Below are 23002 nucleotides of genomic sequence, written 5' to 3'. Positions count from 1 at the left end.
CAAGGAGGTGGTCTCGATGACGATCACGAGACAGGACACGGATGCGATACGGGCGCTCCAGGGGCTGGAGGACGGCCGTACGTCCGTGCGACTGCGGGCTGCTCTGGCGGTCGGCACGACACCTGACCCGCGCTGCGTCGACAAGCTCATCGAGCGATGCGCGATCGAGCCCGAGTTCTTCGTCCGCGACATGCTGACCTGGGCGCTCACCCGCCACCCGGTGTCCATGACGCTGCCCGAGCTGGTCCGCGAAGTTCGCTCGGAGCGTGTGCAGGCACGGAGCCAGGCGCTGCACACGCTGTCCAAGATCGGGGACCGGCAGGCGTGGCCGGCGATCACACAGGCGCTGCTGTCCGACGCCGACGACGAGGTGGCGCGGAGCGCCTGGCGGGCCGCGGTCGTGCTCGTGCCGGAAGGCGAGGAGTCCGCATTGGCCACGGGGTTGGTGACGCAGCTCGGGCGCGGTGAGCGGGAGACACAGCTGAGTCTCAGCCGGGCGCTGGTCGCGCTGGGGGAAGTGATTGTGCCGGCTCTGCGTGCTGCGACGACGGCCCCTGCCCCGCGCGTTCGCGCGCACGCGTTCGCCACACAACGGCTGCTACGCGACCCGGACGCCGGATTCGAGTTCGCGATCGAGGAGGCCAAGCGCGTCGTGGCCCTTGGCGGCTCCGGTCAGGAGGGACAATAGGACGTGTTGATCGGTGAGGTGGCGCGACGGTCCGGGGTCAGTGCCCGCATGCTCCGGCATTACGAATCGCTCGGCCTGGTGCGGCCTTCGGGCCGTACGGGCTCCGGTTATCGGGAGTACTCCGGTGAGGACATCCGGCGGATCTTCCATATCGAGAGCCTGCGGTCGCTGGGTCTGTCGCTGCGTGAGATCGGGCGCGCGCTCGACGATCCCGGCTTCACACCCTCGGCGCTCGTCGGCGACCTCATCCGTCAGACACGCGACCGCATCGCGGCCGAGACCGAGCTGCTCACGCGGCTGCGCCGGATCGATGCCGCGGACCCCGCCGGCTGGGAGGACGTCCTCCAGGTCGTTGCGCTCCTCCAGGCACTGGGGTCGAAGAGCGCCGACGCGCGCCAGCGCGCGGCCCTTTCCTCGGTCGACGAGGTTCCGGTGCCGGTGGAGGCCCTGGTCGAGGCGGCACTGAGCGAGACGGAGCCGAACGTCGCCGGAGCCCTTCGATGGGCGCTGGCGCGATCGGGCGACGGCGCCCCGGCACTGCTGGCGGAGGGCCTCGGCTCACCGGTGGCAGCGGTGCGGGAACGTGCCGTTCAGTCCCTCGCCGAGATGCCCGGTGGTGAGGCTACCGCGCAGCTGCGGGAAGCTCTCGCGAACCCCGACGTCGTGGTCCGCGGGTATGCGGCTCTGGCGCTCGGGACACGTGGAGTGGCCGATGCGGTCCCCACGCTCATCGACTTGATCGTGGAGGGAAAGAACGACACCGATGCGGCCGATGCACTGAGCGTGCTGGCGGGCGACGCCACGACGGCGGATCAGATCGCGACCAGGCTCGTCGATTGCCTCGCCCACGACACCACTGAAGCGCCTGCACGTGGACGGCTGACCCAGGCGCTGGCGGGCATCCCGGGGACGACGGCGTCACGTGCACTCGTGGAGCTGTCGCATGACGAGGACCGTGCCGTTGCGCTGACTGCGGCGTACCTTCTTCAGCTACGCGACGCACGGTGACGGATCTCTCGGTGACGGATCTCCCGGGGTACCGCGTACGCGGCCCGCGGGGCGGAAGGTCCCGGACGTATCACCGTCCGCCGAAGGGGGACGGCGGACCTCCTGGCCCGGTTTCCGCAGCACTACCCCGACATCGCAGCGGACGACGAGGTCACGGTCGGCGGCTCGCCGGGTGAGCCGGGCCTCACTCCAAGCCGACCTCGCCAACGCCCAGGCCCACAACAGCCGCCTGGCCGCCCGCATCCAGCAGCTGGAGAAACGGCTCTCGCAGGCGCTGGGCGTTCACGCATGGCAGGCGTCGGGGCACGGAGCTCCAACGGACATCGACGAACTTCAACGGAAGATCACGAGACTGGAGCAACAAAACGTCGAGCTGATCTCCGCGTTGGAGGAGGCCCGGTCCGATCTGGATGCCGCGAGGTCGGCCAACCGGGATCTGACCAGAGCTCTCAACCAACGCGGCTGAGGCAGCCCAGGTTGCCGCGTGCCATCAATAGCGGCACGCGACGACCTGAGTTACTTTCCTGCGCGCATCAGCAGATGCCCCCGGCGGAACCGTTCCCCCTCGCATGGCTCACGCAGCATCCGGCCGACCTCGGTGAAGCCGGCCTCACCGGCCAGCCCCGCGAGGTCGTCGATCGGCCATCGGTAGGCTGTCGCCACCTTGTGGTCGAACGCCGTGGTCGGCTCACCTTCCGACTCGAAGAAGGCGAGCAGAAGTGTTCCGTCGGGCGCGAGTACCCGACGGAACTCGTCGAAGTACGGGGGCACGTCCTGCGGTGGGGTGTGAATGACCGAATACCAGGACACGATGCCTTGCAGCTGACCGTCGGCCAGGTCCAGGGCGTCCATGGAACCGACCTCGAAGCGCAGGTCCGGGTATGTCTCGCGGGCGAGATCGATCATCACGGGCGACAGGTCGACGCCGAAGACGTCCAGCCCCAGATCCCGCAGGTGTGCGGTGACACTTCCAGGGCCGCATCCCAGCTCGGCGACGGGCCCGGAGCCGGCGGCCCGCACGGTCTCGGCGAACGCGGCGAGCATCGCGCGATCCAGCGGAAGAGCGTCGAGCGCATTGCGGGCGAGTTCGGCATAGAGAACGGCGACGGCATCGTAGGCATCAGCTGTCGCACGGTGATACGAGGAAAGTTCAGTCACAAGCGAGGACACTAGATCCTTCCTGAAACACTGACGACTGACTATCCGACAGGCCCCACTGGGGACTACTCGAAGCGACAGTGACGCCACATGCGGTGCACACGACGTGACCTCGACTGCCGCACTCATGAACCTCCGAAACCCTCCGGTGGACCTCCGAAACCCTCCGGTGGACCTCCGACACCCTCCGGTGGATCTCCGACACCCTCCGGCTGGACACTGCACACCGCGCGATCGTCGATCAGGTCAGCTCCCGTTCCTGCTCGATGACGAGCTCCGCGGTGATGTTGAGTCCATGAGGCGAAGGTATGCCCCCGCCCGCCGACTGATTCGGCTCAAGCCACGTGAATCCATAACAAACGGGTAAAACGGTACTGAGGTGCATGACCGGCCGCCGGTACCCGGGAAGGGCGGAGCAACGGCGGCGAAGGGATCTGGTCAGCGATGGAATGCTATGAGTGCCACTCGCTCCACCGTTCCGCCTCGGCAGTGGCTGTATGCCGCGAATGCGGAGTGGCGCTATGTGAAGGCCATCTCTACGTGGAGACGCAGCCGATGTCCAAGAAGGCGGGACTGGGCAAGTCAACCAGCGAGGTGCCCGCCCGGCGCGTTGTGTGTCCCGCCTGTCGTCGGGCCGAACTCAGCGTATGAGGAGACCGGGCCGCGGAACGAACCGGGAGGCGGTACGCACACGTGAAACCGCCTCCGGCTGGGTCTCCGGCTGGGCCTGCGGCTGGGCACGATTCGAAGTGCGGCCGGGGCGCGGGTGCGGCGGGATGTCATGATCCGAGGGTGCCGAGCACGACGTCCGCGGCGTGTGACCGGCCGTCGCGGGTGTAGCCGATCCGCACGCGGTCACCTGGACGGTGGTCGCCGGCCAGGGTCTCGGCGAGGTCGGCGACCGTGGTGATCTTCGTGTCGTCGAGTCGGGTGATGACGTCGCCCGCCCGGATCCCCGCTGTGTGGGCCGGGCCGTTGGCTTCAACCCTGACGACTCCGGCTCCCACTGGCTCGAAACGAGGTCCTAGTACGGTCCGCACGGCCGCTCCGAGGGAGGCGCGGCCGCTGTCGACAACCCTGCCTTTCTCGATCAGTTGTCGGGTGATGCGGGTGACGGTGGAGCCGGGCACGGCGAAACCGATGCCGGGGTAGGCGTCGCGGTCGGCACCCGCCTCGGTGGCTGCCAGCGTGTTGACGCCGATCACCTTTGCGGCGAGGTTCACCAGTGGCCCACCGCTGTTGCCCGGGTTGATGGCTGCGGAGGTCTGCACCATGTTCGGGATGGTGGCACCGGGCCGGTCGGCAGTGGGCGGGCCCGTGACCGTACGGCCGGTGGCGGAGACGATGCCCTGCGTCACACTGCCGGACAGGCCCAGCGGGTTTCCCATGGCCAGAACGATCTGGCCGACCGCGGTCTTGGAGCTGTCCGCGAAAGCGGCGGGCCGCAGTTCGGACGGTGGATTGTCGAGCCGAATGACGGCGAGGTCTTCCGGCGTGTGGCTGCCGACGAGACTGGCGTCCAGGGGCTCCTCGGCATCGGCCAGCATGACCTTGAAGGTTCGGGAGCCGCTGACGACGTGGGCGTTGGTGACGATGTGCCCCTCCTTGTCGTAGACGATCCCGGAGCCCTGACCCCTGGGTGTGTCGATCTGCACGACAGAGGGCAGGGCCTCCTTGACGATGCGCTGGTAGTCGGCTTGCAGTTGGCTGGCGTGGGGGGGCGTCATGGTGGGCGCCGGAGTGGTCGTGGCGGCACGGCCGGCTTCCCGGGGCTCCGGAGGGTCGGCGGTGCAGCCCGCTGAGAGGCAGGCAGCTAGGAAAGCGGCCGCCGCAGCCCAGGGCCAGGGGACCGGTCGGGCGTGTCGGCGGCCGTCGACGTCGCGGCTGCTCCGCCCCCTGGCGCGGGCGGGTGAGTCCAAGGGGCGGCTGGTGGGGGATTCCCTGCGGCTCATGGGACGGTCCGTTCGGCGGGAGAGTCGGTGCTGCGACGACGTCGGTCGGAAGCCTTCCCTCTGTGGGCCTCCGCGGTCCGCTGAACACCCGTCCGGCGGCACCATCGGTCATCAGTGCGAACGTGTGAATTCAGGTCCGGCGAGAAACCCGTGATCACCTTGCCGAGCTCGCCAAGGAGCGCGGTGTGAGCATCGGCCAGCTGGTCGAAGCGCTTGCCGCGGAGCAGCCGACTGCGGCGCAGCGGGCAGCGCGGCTGGCCGCCGACCGGGAGGTGGTACGCCGCATGATGGGCGTGGGCATCCGCGACGAGGGGTTCGAACAGGCGTCCGGCGTGCTCGCCGACATCTACAAGATCGCTGCCGAGAAGGTCCGGGCCGACAGAGGCACCGCAGCGTGATCATCCTCGACACCAGCGCCGTCAGGGCGCTCGCCGGCGGCCACAAAACGCTGAACCTCCTGGCAGGCAACATGGCCAAGACACCCGGCGAACACCTCAGCATCCCCGCCCTGTGCCTCATTCAGGCCGAAGCCGATCAAGAGAACCTCTCGCTGCGCGTACTCGCCTTTTCCGCCGTGGTCGTCGACAGTCTCGACAGGATGGCCGCCGTCAGCGTCGGCGCCGTGATCCGCGACGGCTACGGCGGCCCGGACACCTGCCACGCCCTGTACTGCGCACTGCCGCGCCCCGAGTTCACCGGCATGTCGATCCTGTTGACTGCCAACGAGGGCGCCTACCCACCCGGCGTGGTCACCGTCGACATCGACTCACCCGGAATACCGGGCTTCCACTGACGGGGCCGCTTCGGCCACAGCACCGCACCCACGGACGGCCCATCCGTGAGAGACGGCTGCCCGCTGGGCCAGTCAGGCGCCGGACCTCGTCGCAGGCCCGCCCTGGCTCTGCGGTGCCGGATCGTGCTGGAGTGCGCAACGGGCGCGATGAACAGGGATGTTGCTGGCGGGCTGGGGGGCGAGGAGCACACGGTGAGCCGGTGGCGGGCCCGTTTCGTGCGCGACCGGCTGGAAGGGCTGGCCGACGAGCCGTGCCCGGGTGGGCCCCGGAAGATCGCTGACGCTCAGGTGGACGAAGTGGTCGTCAAGACGCCGGAGACCACGCCGAGGGACGCCACGACCGCGGACGAGATTCTCGAACGCCTCGCCGGATATCTGAAGACAGTCCCCAACTCAGGCCACCGGCCCTGCTCGTGGCTGCAGGGTTGTGGCCTGGCTCGTCTACCTGCTCGCGGTGCCGTATTCCGCCGACCGCGCCCACCCGTGCGCAGCGCTTCTCTTCCGCGACATGATTCCATCCGCGCAATGCCTGCGGCCCCGTCCCTGGTGGGAGATGCTCGCCTGCTGGCGGCAGCGCTGCCCATGTCCGTCGTGGGGGTGGGCCGGTACGTCGCCGGATCGGTTAGCCGGTCACTCTGGTACCACCTGCAGATGGTCCAGTACGTCGAGCGACCTTGCCGGTGGCAGATCTGAACGGCCGCAGTGGAGGCGGTCGTTGTGGTGGGTGCGGAGGTGGTGATGCCCGTCGCTCCCACCCCGAACGGTCATCATGCGGGCGGCCTGCTGACGTCCCGGGGGGCGTTCACCAGGTCACTGGAAGGTCGGTGACACCACCGGTGAGCGTGGTGCGCACCTCCAGCTCATCGAGCTTCTTGGCAAGCCGCAGCCTGGGTAGGCGGCGGGCCAGGGTGGCGAACACGACGCGCAGCTCGATGCGGGCCAGGCTCGCGCCGATGCAGAAGTGCGTACCGTGGCCGAATCCGAGGTGGGTGCGTTCCGAGCGGTCGGGGTTGAAGGTCTCGGCGTCGGTGTAGACGGACGGGTCGCGGTTGGCGGAGTTGACCGACAGGATCACGGCGTCGCCGCGGCGGATGGTGACACCGGCGACGTCGACGTCGGTGTGGGCGTACCGCAGCAGACCGAGGTCACCGGGCGCGCCCAGGCGCATGATCTCCTCGACGGTGGCGTCTACCCGGCCGGCGGGGTCGGCGGTCAGCGCCTGCCACTGGTCGAGGCGGGTAAGCAGGAACAGCATGCCCAGGCCGATGCGGTTGACCGTGGTCTCGTGCCCGGCGAACAGCAGCCCGACACAGAGCTGGACCATGTCGGCGTAGTCAAAGTCCGCGTCGGCGCTCTGGGCACGTACGAGGTCGGAGATCACGTCCTCGCCCGGCCGCGCGCGTTTGGTCTCGGCGAGACCGGCCATGTAGTGGTTGAACTCGTCCCGCGCCTGGTGGGCGTCGTCGCCGATGGCGTAGTTGGCCATGCGCTCCGATAACGAAGCGAAGTACTCGCGGTCGTTCTCGGGCACCCCGAGCAGCCGGCAGATGACCGCGACCGGCAGCGGGAAGGCCAGCCCGGCCTGCAGGTCGACGACCCCCTCGGGGGTGGTGACATGCTCGACGAGCAGCTGGTCGACACAGCCGTCGACCAGGTGCTGCACATGGTCCGAGAGCGCCCGCATCCGCTTGGCCGAGAACGCCGGGGTCAGCAGCCGGCGCATCCGTGTGTGGTCGGCCTCCTCGGTGTCGTAGTCGCCCGAGGGCCCGTCCAGTACCGCGGCGGTCGTGATGCGTGACGCCCGTTCCGGCTCGGGATGGGAGCGGCCGAGTCGCTTGTCGCCGAGCAGGGCACGAACCTCCTCGAAGCGTGTGACCAGCCAGGCGGGATCCCCGGTCGGTGTGGTGACCAGTGTGACCGGCGCCTCCCGGCGCAGCACCTCATACAGAGGCGCGAGATCGAGGATGTTCGGCCTGGCGAAGGGTAACTGTGGACGCTCGGCGGCAATGCTCATGGCTCTCCTCCTGGGACCTGCGAATGTGATCTCCCGGATGGCTTGACCGTAGCATTATTGGCAGTAGCTGCCAATAAAGTTTCGGACGGTCTGTGCCGTGGAGGCATGCTTAGATCGCCCGATGGAGGACTTCATGGCGGACAGCGGCGGTGTGCCTCGCCGGGGACGGCCGCCGGTGAGCGACCGGCAACGCCAACAGCAACGCCTCGTCATCTCCCGCCACGCGGTTCGGTTGTTCGCCGAACAGGGCGTGGCCGCCACCGCCGGGGAGCAGATCGCGCGGGCCGCCGGAGTCTCCGAACGCACGCTGTGGCGTTACTTCCCCACCAAGGAAAGCTGCGTGGAGCCTCTGCTCACGAAGATGATCGACGCCTTCCAGACAGTACTGCACGCCTGGCCGCCCGAACTCGCCCTGACAGAGCACCTGCGAGCGGCCTACCAGCCTGTCCTCGGCTCGTCATCCGGCGTGGACGTCGAGACGGTTCTCTCCGTGGTCCGGATGACCCATGGCGAACCCGCGCTGCGCGCCGCGTACCTCGCGCTCCGGGAGCGCGCGGAAGACACTTTCACCGAAGTGCTCGCCGAACGTATGGGCGTGCCGGCCGACGCGTTCGAAGTCCGCGTGCAAGCCGCCGCCATGAACGCCGTACTCAAAGCGGCGACCGACCGCCTCGCCCATGACACGGCCCAAAATGGCGTCACCCCCCAAACGCTGCAACGGCATCGCGAAGACCTTGCCAACGCACTCAGCCTCGTCACCCGGGGACTGTCGGACAGAGGGGGAAATTGACGTGGCGTCAACAACAGTGCGCCCGCGAGAAGCTGGGCCGGGACAGCGAGCCGACACCGAGGTGATCGACTCGCAATCGGCCAAGGTGTACGCCGTCGCCGGATCGGACGGCGGCGGTTTCGACGGCGGCAAGAACGTCAACTGGGCGCTTGGTCCTCAAGGCCCCCTACAGCAGACCGAGCAAAACCAGGGCGAGCATGCCCCAGGCTGGATGGACGTGCTCCGTGGCGTGCGGGGCCTGCTGCTTCACTGGTCCCGGCGTCGTAGCGGGTGTCGACGAAGCGCGTCGACCGCGGCGTCGTCGACGGATACCTTCGTGAGCAGGCGAAAATCCGGGTGAGATCGGCGCGACGATGCGGAACACTCGGGCCGACCGATGAGTTCTGCCAGGCGTGCCGGTCTTTACCGGTATCACCACCCCACGTCCATGCCGACGGCCCTTGGCTGCGAGGCGACTGTGACAAGGAACCCCAGCGAGGTGCTGCCATGTCAGCTGTGATCCAAGAACGACCGGCCGTGCAGGCGGGCCGCATACCGGCCGTGGTGCGGCTGCTGGTGCTGGCCACGTTCGTGGTGATACTGAACGAGACGATCCTGATCAACGCTATCCCGCGGTTGATGGATTCGTTGCGCATCACCGAGCAGTCGGCGCAGTGGGTGTCCACCGCGTTCATGCTGACCATGGCCGCCGTGATTCCGATCACCGGCTGGTTCCTGCAGCGGGTCACCACCCGCCAGGCCTACGCCATCGCGATGGGCGTGTTCCTCGCGGGTACCGTCCTGTCAGCCGTCGCGCCGTCCTTCGAGGTGCTGCTGCTGGGTCGGATCGTGCAGGCCGCAGGCACAGCCGTGATGATGCCGCTGCTGATGACCACGTTGATGATCGTGGTGCCCGAGCACGACCGCGGCCGGGTGATGGGCAACGTCACTCTGGCGATCTCGGTGGCGCCCGCGCTCGGACCTGCCGTGTCCGGGCTGATCCTGCAGGTCGGCTCCTGGCGACTGCTGTTCGTGGTCGTCCTGCCGATCGCGGCTCTGGTGACCCTGCTCGGGCTGCGCAAGGTGGACAACATCAGCGAGCCGCAGGTGAGCTCCATCGACTGGCTCAGCGTCACCGTGGCGGCGCTGGGCTTCGGCGGCCTGGTGTACGGCCTGAGCCTCTTCGGCGAGACCGACGGCGGAGTCGGGCTCGGCATCGGCATCGTCATCGCCGGGGTCGCGGCCATCGCGGCTTTCGTGATCCGCCAGCTCAAGCTGCAACGCACCGGTGTGCCTCTGATGGACCTGCGCACCCTCGGGCACCGCACCTACGGCCTGTCCTTGGCCCTTATGTCCATCGGGTTCCTGGCGATGCTCGGGTCGATGATCCTGCTACCGCTGTACCTGCAGAACATGCGCGGCCTCAGCCCGCTGGAGACCGGCCTGCTGATCATGCCGGGCGGTCTGGCCATGGGACTGCTCGGACCGACCGTGGGAAAGGTGCTCGACCGGTTCGGCAGTCGGCCGCTGGTGCTGCCCGGCTCGATCGGCATGGTGCTCGCCCTCGGTGGGTTCACCCAGGTCTCGATGACGATGCCGTACTGGCAAGTGCTGGGCTTGCACGCGCTGCTGATGGTGAGCCTGGCGGCGACGTTCACCCCCGTCTTCACGCTTGGCATGGGGGCCCTTCCCCCGCACCTGTACTCGCACGGCAGCTCGATGCTCGGGACGTTGCAGCAAGTCGCCGCAGCGTTCGGGACCGCGCTTGTGGTGACCGTGATGTCCGCGCGCACCGGGCACCTGGTCGCCGACGGCGTCGCCGCCGTGCCCGCACAGCTGAGCGGGATGAAGCTGGCCTTCGGCGTCGCGGCCGCTCTCACCTTGGTGACGATCGTCGTTGCCGCGAAGCTGCCGCGCCGGATCGCTGCCGCCGACGCCCAAGACCACGACAGCGCCGCAGACCAGCCCACCTGATCGTGAGGGCGGCGTTGTGGTCCCAGGGGTGGGCGGCATCGAACTGGTCGAGAGCTCGGAGGACTTGGTGCGGCGGTGGCGTCATACCGCCAGTCCACCAAGTCCCCGGCTCCTGTGACACCTCGGTCGAGGAAGTGCCAGCCGAGGTCGACGGGACCAACGATGCGTTCGGCTGCGGTGAGGATGCCGGTGAGCAGGGCGCGGGCGGCGTTCTCGGCGCCGGGGCCACTCCAGCTGCAGCCACCGGCGATGGCTGGAGCATCGAGGGGGACTTCGGCGTTGTCGTCGACTCCGATGGTGACCGTGTCGCTGCGGGGAAGCTGTGGTGGGGTGCGGCGGGGTGACCAGGGCGGCGGGGTCGTGGGCGCGTCGCTGCCGGTCGTCCGTCGTGCCGGTATCGTCGCGCGGCGCGCGCCGGTGGGACCGGAACTCCCGTACGGGGCGCTCGTGATCCCCGTACGGGCGGTCGTGATCCGTGGCCGGGCGACCACGGCCGGCGTACGGTCAGCCGCGGTCCGCGTAGGGGTGAGCCGCGGTCCGCGCGCCGGGCGGCCGTGGTGCCGTACGACGTTCAGGGGTCAGAAGGTCAGGAACACCGCGTCGATGTACCCGTTGTCGCCCCCGTCCGTGTCGGTGGCGCGCAGCCGCCAGGTGCCGTTGGCCGGTTCCGCCGACGCGTCGACCGTGTACTGCTCGTGGATGAGGTCCCCGCCGTCGTTCGGGTCGGCGTCGCGCAGTCGGTACGCGGTGCCGTCGGGGGCGATCAGGTCGAGCTGGACGTCGCCCCGGTAGGGGTGGTGGATGTCCGCGTAGACCTGGAGGTCGGCCGGTGCGTTGCCTTCGATGCCGGACACCTTCACGGCCGCGGTGGCCTCGCCGGGGTCGGGGATGTCCGTGCGGCCCTCGCGGTGGAAGGTGCGGCCGTCCTCAGGCCCGTAGTTGCGCAGGTCGTCCCCGGTGTAGCGGTAGTCGTCGCCGCGTACGGCGCCGCCGCCGTACGCCGAATTGCCCTCGAAGTAATCCCAGCCGCCGATGACGTTGCTGGCCATGGGCACGAAGGAGCCGCCCTTCTTGAGGGCGAAGTGCACATGGTTGCTGCCCGCCGAACCGCCGCACGGGATCCGGGTGCTGGTCAGGCCGAGATACTCGCCGAGCCGGACCGGGTCCCCGTCCGGCCTGATCTCGTCGAGGAGGTGGTAGTACTCGGTGGTCCAGCCGTTGTCGTGCACCACGCGGAGGTGCCCGCCGTTGCTGCACATCCAGTACGCACGCCCGCTCTGGGCGGACAGGACCTCGCGGTTGGACTCCCGGCTGTCCAGATCGATGGAGCTCCAGGGCCGTGGCTGTCCGCTCCAGCCGTGCAGACCGCCGATGATCTTCCAGGTCTTGCCGAGGGTGTAGGGCAGGGCGAGGCCGGTCTTCTCCTGTCGGGAGCCCGGCGCGTTCTGCGTGATCCGTGCGTTCTGCGGGGGCTGTGTGCTCGGCGTGTCCTGCGCGTTCATCGCGTTCGCCGCGAAGGTCTTCTTCTCGCCCGCGCTCACCACCGCGGCCGGGGCCCGTTGGACGAGCGCGGCGAACGCGGGATCCGTGTCGAGGGCGCTCTTCCAGCCGCCGCCGTCCTGCTCGTGCGCGAGGAACAGCCACCCCCGCGGGTGGGCCCGCCGCTCCTTCGGCGCCTTGATGACGGCCGAGCCGAAGACCCAACCGCCGTGTCGGCGCTGGATGTTGACCTCGGTGCCCGCGTTGCGCTCGGCCAGTGGCGAGCGCTCCGCGCGGCTCTGGCCGAGCATCGCGGTCGTCACGGCCTCCTCCAGGGTGACGGACCGCGGCCGCGGCTCGGCGGTGTCCGCCGGTACCGCGGTTGCGGCGGGGCCGGCGGTGAGGATCAGGGCGAGTCCGGCCAGGGCGGCGGCTAATCGCGTGGGACGGACGGCAGCTGCGATGCGCGAAGGTCTGACGGGGTGCATGTCGCTCCTTTCGGCGCGGTGTGGGGGGTATGACACGCGAGCGCACTGGAGTGTCCAGAGCGTTGCGTGTACACCTCAGAGGTTTAGCAGGTACGGACCAATGGGGGAGGGCGGAAATCGGCCACTCGCGGCCGCCACTCCCCGGGTGTTCCGGTGCCGCCCCGGACCGGTCCCGGCCGACGCCGGGCGGCGCGAAGGGCCCCACATGACTCCTGGCGACCGGGCGTGGGGCGGAGCGAGGTGTCACTCCTGCCGATGTGGCCCGGGCCCCGCCGCATCGCCCTGAAGGCCCCAGCCGGGAACGGCCGCACGCCAAGGCCGTCCCGGGTCGTGCGGCTGCTCGTTCCGCTGCGCGAGCAGTCCCGCAGCAGTGAGTGCGCGATGTGATGCCCTGCACCGTGCACAACGCGGTCGACGCAGTTGTGACCACGGCTCATGGAGGGCCCGCCGCCCGGCGAAGTCCAGCAGGTCAACACCTTCAGAGCAGGCGCAGTTGGCCCACGCGGGATCCGCAGGCGGCCCCGCTCGGGAGCGGACCTGGCCGTCCTTCACACAGGGCTGCGGGTCAGGTGATCGCGGAGGCCGACAAGCGGCGGTGTAAGGACTACGTGGCCAAACGGGTCAGCGCATTCTGCGAGTCGACCGGACCACAGCCGAGCGGTGGGGCGGGGAGGTGAGCAGCGGGCGTACCCGATCCGGATCGGCTCGGCCGCCGCGGTGGCCGATGCGGCCTCGACCGGCGGGCCCGGGCTCCTGTGCAGCTCTCTGTAGCCGCACGTGCTCGGGGTACGCAGGCCGAGCCGGAACGGTCATGCGACGCGCTGGAGCGCTTCGGGCGTGAGCTGCTCGAGGGTGGGGTACCCGTCGACGGCCATGATCAGGTCGGCTTCGGCCAGCAGTGTGCGGAGCACGTGGACGACGCCGTCGGTGCCGCCCAGGGCGAGACCGTAGGCGTAGGGGCGGCCGATCCCGACGGCGGTGGCGCCCAGGGCGATGGCCTTGATGATATCGGCTCCGCTGCGGATGCCGGAGTCGAACAGGACGGGCAGCCCGTCGGCGGCCTTCACGACCGCGGGGAGCACGTCGAGGGCGGGCAGCCCTCCGTTGGCCTGCCGGCCGCCGTGGTTGGAGCAGTAGATGCCGTCCACACCGCCGTCCTTGGCGCGGCGTACGTCCTCGGGGTGGCAGATGCCCTTGACGATCAGCGGCAGGTCGGTCAGGGAGCGCAGCCAGGGCAGATCCGCCCAGGTGAGCGGGTTGCCGAAGACCTGTGCCCAGCGCAGGACGGCGGCTTGCGGATCCTCCTGCGGAGTACGTTCCAACTGTGCTCGGAAGACCGGGTCCGAGGTGTAGTTGGCCAGGCAGTGCCCGCGCAGTTGCGGGAAGTTGCTGGTCGCGAGGTCACGCGGACGCCAGCCGGTGATCCAGGTGTCCAGCGTGACCACGATGCCCTTGAACCCGGCCGTTTCGGCCCGCCGCACCAGGCTCTCCGCCAAGTCCCGGTCGGTCGGAGTGTAGAGCTGGAACAACCCCGGGGTGTCGCCGAGTTCGGCGGCGACTTGCTCCATCGGATCGACGGAGAGCGTGGAGGCGATCAACGGCACCCCAGTGCGGGCGGCGGCCCGTGCGGTGGCCAGATCGCCGTGCCCGTCCTGCGCACACAGGCCGATGACACCGACCGGCGCCATGAGCACGGGCGAGGGCAACGTCATCCCGAACAGCTCGACCGACAGGTCACGCTCGGCGGCGCCGACGAACGTCCGGGGAATGAGGCCCCAGCGGTCGAAGGCGGTGACATTGGCTCGCTGGGTGCGCTCGTCCCCGGCGCCGCCGGCGACGTACGACCACACGGAGGGCGGCAGCACAGCCTCCGCCCGGGCTTCCAGTTCCGCGGAGCTCATCGGGAAACGCGGCATGACGCCGCCGAGCCCGTTGAGGTAGATCTCGTCCTGATAGGAGCCGAACGCCTGACGCATCAGCCAACCTCTTCCCTTCCCGCACCAGCAGCAACGGACACAGTGTGCCTCCGAGAAGGCTGCGATACTGGTCAGCGCCCGTCCCCTGATTGCAGGAATCCCGCACGAAGAGAGACGCAGATGCAGGATCCGGCGAAGCTGCTGAGCGAGGATGACCTGGCGCTCATCCACGCCCTCCAACTGCATCCACGGGCCTCGTGGACCGAACTCGGGCGCGCCCTTGGGGTGGATCCGGTCACCGTGTCCAGGCGCTGGAGCCGCCTGTCCGCGCGTGGCGAGGCATGGGTCGGCGTCTCGCCTGGCCCGCACCTGTTCGAGCAGGTCTGTGTGGCCTTCATCGAGATCGACTGCGCCGTGGGCAGCCCCGCCACCGTGGTCCGGACACTGAGCCGCCACCCCCACACGCTCACCATCGAGCGGGCGGCCGGCGCCCATGACCTCCTCGCGACCGTGGCCACACGCGACCTGCCCGCCATGTCGCGCTACACCCTCGATGTGCTGCCCTCGGTCCCCGGCGTGAGCGCCGTACGAGCCCGGATCGTCACCCACATGTTCGCCGAGGGCGGGCGCTGGCGGATCGCCGCACTCGCCTCCGGGCAGCGTGCCCAGCTCAGCGCCGACGCCGAAACCCCGCCCACCAACCGGGGGCCACGCCAGATCACTCCATCCGACCGAGCGATCATCGCCCGCCTGGTACGCGACGGCAGAGCCTCCTACCAGGCACTGGCCGCCGCGCTGGGTACCAGCGCATCCACGGTCAAACGGCGCATCGACCAGCTCACCCGACTCGGCCTGCTCCGCTTCCGCTGCGACTTCGCCCGCCCTCTCGGCGGCTGGCCCGTCGCCGTCACCTTCTGGGCCCAAGTTCCCCCCCTGGACCTGCCGGACATCGGACACTCCCTCATCCGGCTGCCGGAGACCCGCAACTGCGCCGCCGTCAGCGGCACTCAGAACCTCATCCTGCAGGCGAGTCTGCACTCGGTCGCCGATGTCCTCCGCTTCGAGACCCACCTTGCCACCACCCACCCCAGCCTCGACATCGCCGAGCGGGTCATCACTCTGCGGCACGAGAAACTGCTGGGCCACATCCTCGACCCGCATGCTCGGTCCGTCGGCGTGGTTCCGCTCGACGTCTGGTCCGACCCCGGAAGCGTCGGCTCCTGATCCGCGAGCAGCACCGTCGACTCCGGGCGCCCCCAATGAGGACGTCATCAGGCGTCGAACGCCGAGCGGACGGTGTCCCAGTTGACACCCAGGCGCAGCAGGGTCAGGACCCCTGGTCGCGGAGCGCGTCACCTGCCGACTCTCGCCAACCATCGCGCTCATCCGCCGACTGCGACGCTCAGTCACCGGGAGATTCCGGCCGTCGGCAGTCGCACCGTGCAACGTTGTTGTGATCCCGGCCGTAAGTAAGAGAGGTCCGGCGTTTCCCGTTGACCCGTGTCCTCCCAGATGAGGCTTTGCCGAGCCGGCGGCCATCGGGGGCGTGCGACTTCCGGGGGACGGCGTCATGTCGCGGCGCAGCGTCTCCCACGGTGGGCGTGGACGGTGCTCGGCGGCTGGGACCGTCATCGGCAGCACCGGAGCGGACCGGTCGAGCGCCTGGATCTGCGTCTTCTCGTCCTCGCACAGCATCAGCGCGTGCTCGGGCGGCGCCAGATACAGTCCCACCACGTCGCGGACCTTCTCGATGAACTGCGGATCCTTCGACAGCTTGAAGGTGTCCACCAGGTGCGGCTTGCGGCCGAAGGTCCGCCAGATCCGGGAGACGGCCGTCTGCGACAGGCCGTCTCCCCGGCCATCGGCCGTGTCGACCAGTGCGTGGCATCCTTCGGCGCGGCCTCCAGCGTCCCGACGATCACGTCCTCGACCTGCTCGTCGGTGATCTGCGGGGCACCCGGACGCGGCTCGTCCACCAGCCCTTCGAGCCGGTCGCGGACGAAGCGGGCCCGCCACCGGCTGACCGTATGTGCCTCGATCCCCAGCCGGGGGCAACGTCCTTGTTCGATGCGCCGGTTGCACTCTCCAGCACGGTCCGGCACCGCAGGGCCAGGGGCCCTGCGACGAGGTCCGGCGCCTGCCTGGCCCAGCGGGTCAAGGTCTCACGCTCGTCATCGGTCAGTACCAGCTCGGCCGTCGGCCGTCCCCTCCCCGCCATCCAGCATCGACCACACCACTGCCCAGGCATCGAGGAGACGTGGGAGCGGATCTCGTGCGGGACGGCGCCAAGGGACCACGCCTCCACTGGGCGGCCGACACCTGCCGGCCATCGCGGACTTCGATGGCGACCAGCCACCCATCCAGCGGTGGGTGCCGGCCCCGCCGCAGCCTGGCCAGACGCGACGAGACCGTTACTGCCTCGCCTACGCGCCAGGCGGCACCATCGCCCGGACCCCGGCGCGGATCGCCGGGATTCGCTGGATGAGTCCGACGGGTCGGTGACGGCCTGCATCGTGGATCGTTCACGGTCGCATGGGGCGGGGTGAGCTGTCCGATGCGGGGTCGGTTGGACCCGCACCCACGTCTCCTCGGGTGCCTGGGCGGTGGAAGCGTCGTTGGTCTCGGAATGACACCTGTGGCGATGTCGTGTCGCTAGTGGCGGTTCGGTCGTTGCTTGGAAAAAAGGTGTCAGCGGTTCAGTCGGGGCGCCGGGTCGGGCGGAATGGAGGGTGGCGTATGGGTGCGGCGACGCGGGTCAGGTCGGTGCGGAGGCAGGCGGTGCTGGTCGGCGCGGGGTTGGGCGCGGTGGCGTTGTCGGCGGCGCCGGCGCACGCGGTCATCGGTGTCGGGAACCCCACGTTCGGCAACGTCTGTGCCAAGGCGGGAGGTGCACGGGCAGCCGGTGCGACGACATCCGGCAAGGGGACCGTGGCGGGCAATGCCGGGAAGCTGCCGGTCGGGCTGCCCCGGAACCACTGCGGCAACAGCGGCCTCACGTGTGTTTCCGACGCGATTGGGGTCGACGATTCTGATGTCGGCATCATCCAACTCTGATGTCGGCACCATCCAACTGCCGGTTAAGTGATGCCCATGCTGCGCACTGCGTCCCCCCGTGGAGAGGTGTGGTGATGACACCGGTGCTTGCGGACCTGTCGGTGGACGACCCTGCGGTGGGTGAATGGCTGGCCGCGACCGGTCGTTCCGCCGCCGCGCTCCAGGACCTTGTACGGCGGCGCGCCGGGTGCGGGCTGGCCCGGGCGCTGGTGGTGCTGGCGGATAGTGACGCGCTGGATGACGAGGCACTACGCCGCGAGTTGGTACTCGCTCACGAGGAAGCCCGGGAGGCCGGCGCGCGTGAGCAGTCCTTGGTCTACGGGATCTACCTGTTCACTCACCGGCATTACCAGGCGGCGGCCGATCACCTGGTCGTGCATTTCGCGCAGTTCCCGGCCGACGAGATCGCCGGCAGCATGCTGAGCGCCTTCGACCTGGCGGGGCCTGTGGAGTACCGGGAGCACGGCCAGGCGCTCACCGAGCAGCAGTACGCCCTTGCCGGGCCCGAGGCGTGGCCGTGGGCCTCCTGGCTGGCCGGGGCACGTGCCGAGCAGGGCCGCCCGGACGACGCCTGGTCCCTGGCCGAGCACGCCCTGCGGCTGAATCCCCGCTCGGGCCCGGCAGCCCACGCCCGTGCCCACGCCGAACACGAACACGGCACCGGCCCGGGATACACCGCCTTCATCGACACCTGGCTGGAGGCCGACCCGCACGCGGTGCAGCGCCGCCACCTGCAATGGCACGCTGCCCTGCAGTCCATCGCCGCAGGCGACTTCGCCGACGCCCGCCGTCGCGCCGATGCCGAACTCCATTACGGAGACGTCGGTATGCGCTCGGCGACCAACTGGCGCCTGCTGCTCGCCGGACAGACCCCCGCCCGCACCGCCGACCTCGACCACATCCACCGGCTCCTGTCCGAACCCGGCGGCTGGGCTGAGGTCTTCCACACCTTCCAACTCGCCCTCGGCCTCGCCGTCGCCACCGACACCGATGCCCTGCAAGCCCTCGCCCGCCGCGCCGCCGACGACCCCCGCCCCGACTACGCCGAGGTTCTCGCCCCCGTCGCCAAGGCCCTGGCGCACCTGACCACCGGCCGCCCCGGGCACGCCGTCGACCTCCTCACCGCCCTCGGCGACCAGGCCCAACGCATCGGCGGCGTCCGCGTCGAACGCGAAATCATCCAGGACACCCTCGCCCGCGCCCTCATCGACGCCGGCCAACCCCAACGTGCCACCCATCTGCTCCACCACCGCACCACCACCCGCCATCACCACACCTACGAGGACCTTCTCCTCACCCCCAGCCAGGGCGCAGCCACCACCGCGGACGGGAACTCCGCGGTCCCAGCCGGATGACGGTGCGCCAGCAGAGCACGTCACCCCTCCCGAAGACCAGCAGGCCAGAGGCTGTTCGGCGGGTCATGAGCGGAGCCACGGGCGCACAGCGGCGACGGTCACGGTGCCGTGAAAGACATACGCTCGCTTGTCGAAGCGTGTAGCAACGGCCCGGAAGCCCTTGAGGGCGTTGATCGTTCGCTCAACCTCGTTACGGCGCCTGTGCATCGAACTGTCGAAGCCGAAAGGACGTCCGTCGGCGCTGCCACGACGCCGGCGGTTGGTCCGCTGGTTTCGGCATTCGGGGATCCCCGGCTCCAGCGCCGCGACGAACGAGTACGCCCACCCAGAATCGTCGGATGCGGTCCGGGCGCTGGTAAGTGTGGACAACGGACGCTCCGTGCTGGTCGCACCATCGCACCCGCGCAGACTGTGGAGCATGCGGGGGGAGTACCGCCCGGTGGCATGGGCATGCTGGAGTCCGGTGGTGTCTGGAGCGAGGCGTCCTTCGAGTCGGCCGACTACGGCCTGCTGACGGCCTCCTGCCATCCGGACGCCGATGCCGGTCAACTGCCTCTGGTCAGGGACTGGTACGCGTGGCTGTTCTTGCGCTCTTTACCGCAGTCGCCCGCCGCGCTCGGTGGTGGTGTCGGTGGACGAGAAGACCGCGATGGCCGCCCGCTCCCGCAAGCAGCCCGCCCGGCCGCCCGGCCGCGGACGGGTGCGCCTGCGGGAGTTCGAGTACATCCGCCACGGCACCGTCTCGGTCACCGCCGCGACCCCGGCCGGCGACTACGGGCGCCGCGACAGCGAGCTCGGCCACCGCGACGAACGCAATGTCCCGCTCTACGCTGTCGCCCCCCGCCATCGGGGACAAGATCAGCTACACCGACGACGTCGGTGACGACTGGGTGCACCGCATCGAGGCGGAGAAGGCCCTGCCCCGGGAGCCAGGAACGACCTACCCCCGCTGCCTCACCGGCCGCCGGGCCTGCCCGCCGGAGGACTGCGGCGGCCCGTGGGGCTACGCGAACTTCACCGAGGCCATCGCCGACCCCGGGCACGAGGAGCACGACGAACTCCTGGAGTGGGCCGGCGGCGCCTTCGATTCCAGTCAGCTCGACGTCGAAGACATCAACAAGGCCCTTGCCGCCCAATAGCCATCAGCCGAACTTCCGCGGCGCAGCTAGAACTCCACCATCACTGTCTCCGCCCCGCGGAACGGCGCGAGTTCGGCAGCGGCATCCCTGATCGCGGCCTTGGTCCCAGCCGACAGCCGGGCAAACGCCTCGACCAGCAAGGTCAGTCGCCGGCCCTGCTTCCGAGGCCGCCACAGACCGGCGACGTCACCGTCGACCAGGACCACGCCCGGGTTGCTCGTCGTGCGCCAGACCTTCCGCCGCAGCGCCGGGTCAGCGAGCAGGCAGGCCCGGTCCTGGTTCGCCAGATACGGGTCGTACGGCGGGAGCAGCCGGACCCCCACGGCTTCCGGCGGGTCGCGCAGGAGGTCCACATCGGCATCCAGGGCCCAGGCCGGCGCGTCGCGATACCGCACCTCGGCCAGTTCCCCGGCCAGCAGCTCCCAGCTCCGGGACGCATAGGCCGTCGATACGCCGGTCCACGCGGCGAACTCCCGTGCCGTGCTCGGCCCATGGCAGCGCAGATAGCGCCGCAGCAGCTCCGCACGCGCGCGTGCGGCGTCCCACCGCGGCAGCGGCGTGCCGAGCCACTGCTCGGTGAGCGCGAACCGGGCTGCGCCCTGCCGCGTGGGCACGAAACAGACGGTGCCGTACAGCCCGGCGACGTAGAGCGCAAAGCGCACCAGGCTCTGCCCGTAGGTGTTGTGGCCCAGTCCGTCGGGCTCCTCCCACGGCCCCTTCCGGACGCCGGGAACGCGCACCGCGACGTGCTCGGCCAGCGCCACCCCCAGCTCGTCCTTGGTCAACTGACGTCCGTCCAGGACCTGCGGGAGTGCTTCGCGGGTGTGCTCCACGGCAGCGCCCGCGGTCAGCCCGAAGGCCGCCAGATGCCGCTGGACGCCCGGAATGAAGGCGAGGCAGGAGTCCTCGTCGTCGGGGAGTAGTCCGGTGGTGAACACCGCCGCGTCCTGGACACCGACCACATGGGGCGCACCGCGCAGGCTCCAGACCTGTACGAGGGTCTTGTCCTCGGCCAGCGCGGCGGTGACGTGCTCGGGCGTGAGCCCGTCAAGCCGGACATGCAGCGACTGGGCGGCCGACCCCGGCGGGGTGTGCTGAATACCGGTTGCTCCGGCGACGGTGAGCAACGCACTGCGTCGTGCGGGCTTGAGGAGGTGGTGGCGGGCGAGGCGAAACCGGCGTGCCTGCCGCTGATCGACGGTCAGCATTGCGGCACGCTAACACCACGCCCACCACGAAACCGGTTGCCTCGTCAATCGGCGGCGCCTTCGATCCCGACCACCTCGACATCAAGGCCATCAACAAACACCTCACCGCCCAGTAGCCATCGGCGGAACTTCCGCGGCGCTAGGCCCTGACGTCGAACTCCCGTCGTTCGCCCGAAGGGCGGGCCCCGCTGGGGGCACCTCCCAGCGTTAGCTGGGGGAGCGCGTGCCAGGGGGCGCGGGGCAGGCGGGAGTTCGACGACAGGGTCCAGTACGTCGGGGTGGCGGGCGTTGGCGTCGCGCCAGCGCGGCACACAGCGCAGGACCCAGGTCTGCACCTGCGGTTCGGACGGTGACAGCGGCCATTCGGGTCGCGCGGTACGGGGTGAGGTACGAGCGATACGGCGCGGGAGCCGCCGGCAAGATCGATTCGGTCACGGACGTCGTCCCGTGACCTGCGTACTTCCGCGAGCTGCCAGCCGTTCTTCCTGCCGACCGGCCCCAGCCGACCCCGCGCCGAGTACCTCGGTCGCGAAGCGCTCGGCGCGGTCGCACGCCGTCTCGTCGGTGAGCAGGGAACCGGTCAGCTCCACCAGAGGGAGCACCGGCACGGGGCTGAAGAAGTGCATGCCGATGACCCGCTGGGGCCTGGTGGTGGCGCGGGCCAGCCGCATGACGGGGAGGGATGAGGTGTTGGAGGCGAGCAGGGCGTCCGAAGCCTCGACGATACGGTCCAGGGTTTTGAACAACGCGGCCTTGGCGGCTTCGTCCTCATTGATGGACTCGATAACCAACTGCCGGTCGGCCAGTTCTTTGATGTCGGGTGTGAGAGAGATTCCGTCCAGGGCGGCTTTGCCGGCCGGTTCGGAGAGTTTGCCCTTGGCCACTGCCCGGTTGAGTGAGGTTTCGCTACGGGACGTCGTCTCGTAGCGGCTGCCCGGTCGCCATGCGCCGGGTACGGCACTCGGTCGCCGGGCCACCCGGCCGGAGTTGATGGTCCTTGCGTCCAGGCACCGGGGGTGGCGGCCCGGTGCCATCGTCGCCAGCAGGACCAGTTCAGCGCGTGTTCGAGATGGTGCTGGCGGACGATGACCCGGCGCGGGAGCCATCCATGGGCCGCCGCGCTTCTGCCGCGGCAAGGGGATCATTGCGGGCCTACGCGCCATGCCACGAGATCCAGGCCGCCACCGGATGATGAGCGTTCCATGACATATGGCACCTCCCGTCGACCGGTTTGCGCCAAATATCGCGCGTGGGAGAATGAATGGCAGCATCTGGTTCCTGCAGAGCCACGTTCACCGGTGCGGCGTCAGGATCTCACCGGCGATCAGGGAGAGCACCATCCAGACATCGATCCGGTGGCGTCCGTGATCAAAGGCTTTGCGGGGTGTCACCGGGCAAACACCAGATTGCCAAGGGGAGTGCCATGCCCCGCATCCCGTATCCCGACCGCGCCGGCCTGCCGAGACACGGCGGATTCTTGAGCAGGTACCGCCGCTCGTGCTGTACGACATGATGGCTCATTCCGCGGGGGCGCTGAAGCCGCGGCTGGAACTGGGAGCGGCCCAGTTGACCGCCCTCACCCTGTCGGCCCGGCAGCGGGAGCCGGCCATCCTCGCCGCCGTCAACGCCGCCGACGGTGGGTACGAGTGGGTCCAGCACGAGGTCACCTGCGAAAGCGTCGGCGTCACCGCCACCGAACGGGAGGCGATCCGACGCGGTGACCTGGGCGCTCTGTCCGACGCCGACCGCGCCCTGGTCGGATTCGCCGCCGGCATCGTGGAGCGGCCTCGGGGCGATGACGAGGACTTCGTACCGCTCACCAAGCACCTGTCGGACAAGGAAATCGTGGAGGTGATCCTGGTCGTCGGCTACTACTGGACCATGGCCCGCATCACCTGCACCCTCGACGTCGACATTGACAAGCCGCTGGGCACGGCGGTCGTCGACAGCAGCAAGCAGTACACGGCTCCACCACGCTGATCTCACCGGCACCGGCGCGGTGATCCA

The 23002-nt window shown here is 69.6% G+C and carries 23 protein-coding genes and 2 pseudogenes; 16 read left to right on the top strand and 9 right to left on the bottom strand.

The features are described 5' to 3' along the window. The first annotated feature begins 16 nt into the window (after window positions 1-16). The 3 genes from K9S39_RS09195 (at window position 17) to K9S39_RS09185 (ending at window position 2162) form a co-directional block, all read left to right on the top strand. Window positions 17-688, top strand: coding sequence for a HEAT repeat domain-containing protein (locus tag K9S39_RS09195; protein WP_248862830.1), 672 nt, complete (start codon window positions 17-19; stop codon window positions 686-688). Window positions 689-691: 3 nt separating this feature from the next. Continuing rightward, a complete protein-coding gene (locus tag K9S39_RS09190) occupies window positions 692-1696 on the top strand; it encodes a MerR family transcriptional regulator (RefSeq protein WP_248862829.1) in 1005 nt (334 codons plus the stop codon). 172 nt (window positions 1697-1868) lie between these two features. Beyond that, window positions 1869-2162, top strand: coding sequence for a hypothetical protein (locus K9S39_RS09185; RefSeq protein WP_248862828.1), 294 nt, complete (start codon window positions 1869-1871; stop codon window positions 2160-2162). Window positions 2163-2212: 50 nt separating this feature from the next. Here the strand turns inward: K9S39_RS09185 and K9S39_RS09180 are convergent, their stop codons facing one another. Beyond that, on the bottom strand, window positions 2213-2854 hold the full coding sequence (locus tag K9S39_RS09180) for a class I SAM-dependent methyltransferase (RefSeq protein WP_248862827.1): 642 nt from the start codon (window positions 2852-2854) through the stop codon (window positions 2213-2215). Window positions 2855-3298: 444 nt separating this feature from the next. Between K9S39_RS09180 and K9S39_RS09175 the strand changes: the two genes are divergently transcribed. Then, window positions 3299-3505 carry a DUF2180 family protein gene (locus K9S39_RS09175; RefSeq protein ID WP_248862825.1) on the top strand — a complete coding sequence of 69 codons (207 nt, stop codon included), beginning with the start codon at window positions 3299-3301 and terminating at the stop codon, window positions 3503-3505. Window positions 3506-3633: 128 nt separating this feature from the next. Here K9S39_RS09175 and K9S39_RS09170 read toward each other — a convergent pair whose 3' ends face one another. After that, a complete protein-coding gene (locus tag K9S39_RS09170) occupies window positions 3634-4581 on the bottom strand; it encodes a S1C family serine protease (RefSeq protein WP_248862824.1) in 948 nt (315 codons plus the stop codon). 410 nt (window positions 4582-4991) lie between these two features. On the opposite strand from K9S39_RS09170, the gene K9S39_RS09165 reads away from it, so the two are divergent. From K9S39_RS09165 to K9S39_RS09155, 3 genes are all read left to right on the top strand, one after another. Then, on the top strand, window positions 4992-5204 hold the full coding sequence (locus K9S39_RS09165; protein ID WP_248862823.1) for a hypothetical protein: 213 nt from the start codon (window positions 4992-4994) through the stop codon (window positions 5202-5204). After that, window positions 5201-5599 carry a hypothetical protein gene (locus tag K9S39_RS09160; protein ID WP_248862822.1) on the top strand — a complete coding sequence of 133 codons (399 nt, stop codon included), beginning with the start codon at window positions 5201-5203 and terminating at the stop codon, window positions 5597-5599. The genes K9S39_RS09165 and K9S39_RS09160 overlap by 4 nt, the downstream gene beginning before the upstream one ends. Window positions 5600-5746: 147 nt before the next feature. Beyond that, window positions 5747-6292 carry a helix-turn-helix domain-containing protein gene (locus K9S39_RS09155; protein ID WP_248862820.1) on the top strand — a complete coding sequence of 182 codons (546 nt, stop codon included), beginning with the start codon at window positions 5747-5749 and terminating at the stop codon, window positions 6290-6292. 109 nt (window positions 6293-6401) lie between these two features. On the opposite strand, the gene K9S39_RS09150 is transcribed toward K9S39_RS09155, so the two are convergent. Then, window positions 6402-7613 (bottom strand): cytochrome P450, encoded by a 1212-nt coding sequence (locus K9S39_RS09150; RefSeq protein ID WP_248862819.1) that lies wholly within the window; start codon window positions 7611-7613, stop codon window positions 6402-6404. Between the two features lie 121 nt (window positions 7614-7734). Between K9S39_RS09150 and K9S39_RS09145 the strand changes: the two genes are divergently transcribed. The 3 genes from K9S39_RS09145 to K9S39_RS09135 all read left to right on the top strand — a co-directional run bounded on the left by K9S39_RS09145 (window position 7735) and on the right by K9S39_RS09135 (window position 10700). Further along, a complete protein-coding gene (locus K9S39_RS09145; RefSeq protein ID WP_248862818.1) occupies window positions 7735-8403 on the top strand; it encodes a TetR/AcrR family transcriptional regulator in 669 nt (222 codons plus the stop codon). A gap of 543 nt (window positions 8404-8946) precedes the next feature. Further along, window positions 8947-10356 carry an MDR family MFS transporter gene (locus K9S39_RS09140; RefSeq protein ID WP_248862817.1) on the top strand — a complete coding sequence of 470 codons (1410 nt, stop codon included), beginning with the start codon at window positions 8947-8949 and terminating at the stop codon, window positions 10354-10356. A gap of 134 nt (window positions 10357-10490) precedes the next feature. After that, window positions 10491-10700: a hypothetical protein gene (locus tag K9S39_RS09135; RefSeq protein WP_248862816.1), complete on the top strand. Its 210-nt coding sequence runs from the start codon at window positions 10491-10493 to the stop codon at window positions 10698-10700. A gap of 234 nt (window positions 10701-10934) precedes the next feature. On the opposite strand, the gene K9S39_RS09130 is transcribed toward K9S39_RS09135, so the two are convergent. Together K9S39_RS09130 and K9S39_RS09125 are read right to left on the bottom strand one after the other, a co-directional pair. Beyond that, complete coding sequence (locus tag K9S39_RS09130) at window positions 10935-12323, bottom strand: proprotein convertase P-domain-containing protein (RefSeq protein ID WP_248862815.1); 1389 nt, start codon at window positions 12321-12323, stop codon at window positions 10935-10937. An 809-nt stretch (window positions 12324-13132) separates the two neighbouring features. Next, the gene (locus K9S39_RS09125; protein WP_248868668.1) at window positions 13133-14299 is read right to left on the bottom strand and encodes an alpha-hydroxy-acid oxidizing protein; all 1167 of its coding nucleotides are present in this window, start codon (window positions 14297-14299) and stop codon (window positions 13133-13135) included. A 120-nt stretch (window positions 14300-14419) separates the two neighbouring features. On the opposite strand from K9S39_RS09125, the gene K9S39_RS09120 reads away from it, so the two are divergent. Next, window positions 14420-15463 (top strand): Lrp/AsnC family transcriptional regulator, encoded by a 1044-nt coding sequence (locus K9S39_RS09120; protein ID WP_248868667.1) that lies wholly within the window; start codon window positions 14420-14422, stop codon window positions 15461-15463. A 405-nt stretch (window positions 15464-15868) separates the two neighbouring features. Here K9S39_RS09120 and K9S39_RS09115 read toward each other — a convergent pair. Then, window positions 15869-16457 (bottom strand): annotated as a pseudogene (locus K9S39_RS09115) (IS630 family transposase); the annotation flags it as partial. Window positions 16458-16975: 518 nt separating this feature from the next. On the opposite strand from K9S39_RS09115, the gene K9S39_RS09110 reads away from it, so the two are divergent. Both K9S39_RS09110 and K9S39_RS09105 read left to right on the top strand, forming a co-directional pair. Beyond that, complete coding sequence (locus K9S39_RS09110; RefSeq protein WP_248862814.1) at window positions 16976-17293, top strand: chaplin family protein; 318 nt, start codon at window positions 16976-16978, stop codon at window positions 17291-17293. A 74-nt stretch (window positions 17294-17367) separates the two neighbouring features. Continuing rightward, window positions 17368-18648, top strand: coding sequence for a hypothetical protein (locus tag K9S39_RS09105; protein ID WP_248862813.1), 1281 nt, complete (start codon window positions 17368-17370; stop codon window positions 18646-18648). A 63-nt stretch (window positions 18649-18711) separates the two neighbouring features. Here K9S39_RS09105 and K9S39_RS09100 read toward each other — a convergent pair. Continuing rightward, window positions 18712-18936, bottom strand: a pseudogene (locus K9S39_RS09100) (IS5/IS1182 family transposase); the annotation flags it as partial. Between the two features lie 343 nt (window positions 18937-19279). Between K9S39_RS09100 and K9S39_RS09095 the strand changes: the two are divergent. Together K9S39_RS09095 and K9S39_RS09090 are read left to right on the top strand one after the other, a co-directional pair. Then, window positions 19280-19531: a hypothetical protein gene (locus K9S39_RS09095; protein ID WP_248862812.1), complete on the top strand. Its 252-nt coding sequence runs from the start codon at window positions 19280-19282 to the stop codon at window positions 19529-19531. Next, window positions 19464-19787, top strand: a complete 324-nt coding sequence (locus tag K9S39_RS09090; RefSeq protein ID WP_248862811.1) for a plasmid pRiA4b ORF-3 family protein — start codon at window positions 19464-19466, stop codon at window positions 19785-19787. The genes K9S39_RS09095 and K9S39_RS09090 overlap by 68 nt, the downstream gene beginning before the upstream one ends. A gap of 26 nt (window positions 19788-19813) precedes the next feature. Here K9S39_RS09090 and K9S39_RS09085 read toward each other — a convergent pair whose 3' ends face one another. After that, window positions 19814-20995, bottom strand: a complete 1182-nt coding sequence (locus K9S39_RS09085) for a winged helix DNA-binding domain-containing protein (RefSeq protein WP_248862810.1) — start codon at window positions 20993-20995, stop codon at window positions 19814-19816. Between the two features lie 431 nt (window positions 20996-21426). Further along, on the bottom strand, window positions 21427-22029 hold the full coding sequence (locus K9S39_RS09080; protein ID WP_248862809.1) for a 3-hydroxyacyl-CoA dehydrogenase NAD-binding domain-containing protein: 603 nt from the start codon (window positions 22027-22029) through the stop codon (window positions 21427-21429). A gap of 475 nt (window positions 22030-22504) precedes the next feature. Here K9S39_RS09080 and K9S39_RS09075 point away from each other — a divergent pair, with 475 nt between their 5' ends. Further along, entirely contained in the window at window positions 22505-22975 is a 471-nt protein-coding gene (locus K9S39_RS09075) for a carboxymuconolactone decarboxylase family protein (RefSeq protein WP_248862808.1), read from the top strand. Window positions 22976-23002 lie beyond the last annotated feature (27 nt).

The sequence above is a fragment of the Streptomyces halobius genome (genome assembly GCF_023277745.1).
In the GTDB taxonomy this organism is placed as follows: domain Bacteria; phylum Actinomycetota; class Actinomycetes; order Streptomycetales; family Streptomycetaceae; genus Streptomyces; species Streptomyces halobius.
The sequence above is the reverse complement of the archived record's forward strand: the minus strand, read 5'-3'. Positions and strand labels throughout refer to the sequence as shown.

What these genes read in the sequence shown, in the direction of transcription:
- K9S39_RS09195 (WP_248862830.1), top strand. Translation starts at nt 17, where the DNA reads ATGACGATCACGAGACAGGACACGGATGCGATACGGGCGCTCCAGGGG.
- K9S39_RS09175 (WP_248862825.1), top strand. Translation starts at nt 3,299, where the DNA reads ATGGAATGCTATGAGTGCCACTCGCTCCACCGTTCCGCCTCGGCAGTG.
- K9S39_RS09170 (WP_248862824.1), bottom strand. Translation starts at nt 4,581, where the DNA reads ATGACGCCCCCCCACGCCAGCCAACTGCAAGCCGACTACCAGCGCATC.
- K9S39_RS09155 (WP_248862820.1), top strand. Translation starts at nt 5,747, where the DNA reads ATGAACAGGGATGTTGCTGGCGGGCTGGGGGGCGAGGAGCACACGGTG.
- K9S39_RS09150 (WP_248862819.1), bottom strand. Translation starts at nt 7,613, where the DNA reads ATGAGCATTGCCGCCGAGCGTCCACAGTTACCCTTCGCCAGGCCGAAC.
- K9S39_RS09145 (WP_248862818.1), top strand. Translation starts at nt 7,735, where the DNA reads ATGGAGGACTTCATGGCGGACAGCGGCGGTGTGCCTCGCCGGGGACGG.
- K9S39_RS09130 (WP_248862815.1), bottom strand. Translation starts at nt 12,323, where the DNA reads ATGCACCCCGTCAGACCTTCGCGCATCGCAGCTGCCGTCCGTCCCACG.
- K9S39_RS09125 (WP_248868668.1), bottom strand. Translation starts at nt 14,299, where the DNA reads ATGCGTCAGGCGTTCGGCTCCTATCAGGACGAGATCTACCTCAACGGG.
- K9S39_RS09120 (WP_248868667.1), top strand. Translation starts at nt 14,420, where the DNA reads ATGCAGGATCCGGCGAAGCTGCTGAGCGAGGATGACCTGGCGCTCATC.
- K9S39_RS09110 (WP_248862814.1), top strand. Translation starts at nt 16,976, where the DNA reads ATGGGTGCGGCGACGCGGGTCAGGTCGGTGCGGAGGCAGGCGGTGCTG.
- K9S39_RS09105 (WP_248862813.1), top strand. Translation starts at nt 17,368, where the DNA reads ATGACACCGGTGCTTGCGGACCTGTCGGTGGACGACCCTGCGGTGGGT.
- K9S39_RS09090 (WP_248862811.1), top strand. Translation starts at nt 19,464, where the DNA reads ATGTCCCGCTCTACGCTGTCGCCCCCCGCCATCGGGGACAAGATCAGC.
- K9S39_RS09085 (WP_248862810.1), bottom strand. Translation starts at nt 20,995, where the DNA reads ATGCTGACCGTCGATCAGCGGCAGGCACGCCGGTTTCGCCTCGCCCGC.
- K9S39_RS09080 (WP_248862809.1), bottom strand. Translation starts at nt 22,029, where the DNA reads ATGGCACCGGGCCGCCACCCCCGGTGCCTGGACGCAAGGACCATCAAC.
- K9S39_RS09075 (WP_248862808.1), top strand. Translation starts at nt 22,505, where the DNA reads ATGATGGCTCATTCCGCGGGGGCGCTGAAGCCGCGGCTGGAACTGGGA.